At 61.0% G+C, this 1776-nt stretch carries 2 protein-coding genes and 1 pseudogene; 1 reads left to right on the forward strand and 2 read right to left on the reverse strand.

Going from position 1 to position 1776, the window contains the following annotated elements:
- Together ACXJ7R_RS31690 and ACXJ7R_RS31695 are read right to left on the reverse strand one after the other, a co-directional pair.
- The coding region (locus tag ACXJ7R_RS31690) for an ABC transporter transmembrane domain-containing protein (RefSeq protein ID WP_457155252.1) at positions 1-949 on the reverse strand (949 nt) is incomplete at its 3' end.
- A 16-nt stretch (positions 950-965) separates the two neighbouring features.
- On the reverse strand, positions 966-1223 hold the full coding sequence (locus ACXJ7R_RS31695; RefSeq protein ID WP_095083927.1) for a hypothetical protein: 258 nt from the start codon (positions 1221-1223) through the stop codon (positions 966-968).
- A gap of 83 nt (positions 1224-1306) precedes the next feature.
- On the opposite strand from ACXJ7R_RS31695, the pseudogene ACXJ7R_RS31700 reads away from it, so the two are divergent.
- Positions 1307-1776: pseudogene (locus ACXJ7R_RS31700) on the forward strand (class I SAM-dependent methyltransferase); the annotation flags it as partial.

The following is a 1776-nucleotide window of genomic DNA, read 5'->3' on the forward strand; positions in this document are numbered from 1 at the left end:
GGTCCTTGTAGGCGCTGATCACGGCCACGAGCTGGCCGACGTCCAGCCGTCCCTGGATGACCAGATACCCGCCGATCATGTAGAACAGAAAGGGCGTGAGCTGCGCGAGAAAATTGTTGAGGAACTTTACCATGAATTTCCATTGGTAAAGGTCGAAGCGGATCTTGAAGATGAGCCCGAGCCGGGCAGCTATGTCGGCGCGCTCGTAGTTTGATGTATCGTGGACGTGGACCGCGCCGATGCCGTCGACAATTTCGCCAACCCGGCCCGAAAGCGCCCGCGCCGTCAACTGCCGCTCGCGCCCGAGCACGATCAGCCGCCGCCGCATTCGCGGGATGAGCACGATCTGGATCACCACGATCACGACCGCTATCATTCCGAGCCAGACGTTCTGGACCATGATGAACAGCATGGCCGTCAGCGCCTGGCCTCCGAGCAGTACCGGCTGCAGGAAGGCATCGCCGATGAAGCCGCCCAGCGGCTCCACCTCGTCCTTCACCATGGTCGCCACTTCGGCGGATTTCACCCGCTTGAAGTAAACCGGCGGAAACCGCAGCACACGATCGACCAGATCGAAGCGGATACGCCGCAGCATGCGTTCGCCGAGGCGGCCCTTGTAGGTGTTGATGTAGAGTTTGAACAGGCCGTTGATGACGACCAGCAAGAGGAACACAAGGCTCAGGGCAAACAGCGTCTCCTTGCGGTCGAGCTGAAAACCGGAGAAGAACTGGACCTCTCCAATGAACGGCAGGTTGTAGTGTAGCTTCATGAATGGCCGGGTCGCGCCGGGTTGCTCGAAGCCGCTTCCTTGGATCGGGCCGTTGACGATCAGCTTCGGCAGGTCGAAGGACATGAAATACGGGATCATCGAAAGCAAGACGATGATCAATATCCAGACCTGCTGCTTCTTGGTGTGCGTCCAGATATAGCGGGCTAGGCTGGGTTCCATATGCGACTGTGGACCTTCAGTTGGAAGGATGCAGGATGCAAGAGCACCTGCTGGCGAATGGCGGATCGGCGATTTCTTCGTCGCCAGCGACAAGCTCGAAGCTGCAGTGGACGGCGATTGTCCTGCGCTCGACTCCGTAAGGAACCTGTGAGGCGGCGCGTTCCAGCACGAGGCCCCAGTTGCGCGGCAGGCGCTGGCGGATCGGCGCCGATGGTCCGGACAGACGCAACAGGCTCTCTCCGGCACCGGGCAATGGCGAAGCGGCTTGCAGCATAATCACGTCCGCGAATCAAACGGCCTTGCGGGAGGCAAGATTGCGTTGTGTCGCCCGAAATCCCAACATACAAGACGAATATGATGGATGTTACGCAACCGCGCAATGCCGGCATGGACTGGCACGAGCAAGCCCTGGACCTCACGCGGGGAATTGCTGCCTATGTCAACAGCCCTCTCGTGGCAGGGCTGGCGCGCGTCGTCGCCAAGCATCCGGAGGCCGATATCGCCAATGCCTTCAACCACAAGCAGGTCGCCTGCAAGATGTGGGCGCGCGACAGGCTGTTCGAAAGCTTCGGCGGCCGGTTCGGCCGCATATGGGTTCTGGGTGGATGGTACGGCGTCTTGCCGGCGATGCTTCTCAACGACGCCCGCTTCGACATCGCGGCGGTCGATAGCATCGACATCGATCCCGAAGTCGCGCCGGTCGCCCGGACCCTCAACCGGGAAGCCGGCGACCGTTTCCGGGCGGTCACAGCGGATATGTACGCACTCGACTATGCGGCCGCGCGGCCCGATCTGACGGTCAATACGAGCTGCGAGCACATAGCCGA

Source organism: Mesorhizobium sp. P5_C1 (assembly GCF_054049815.1).

Bases quoted from the DNA above. Each gene is read 5' to 3' on its own strand.
- ACXJ7R_RS31695 (WP_095083927.1), bottom strand. From the start codon at position 1,223: ATGCTGCAAGCCGCTTCGCCATTGCCCGGTGCCGGAGAGAGCCTGTTG.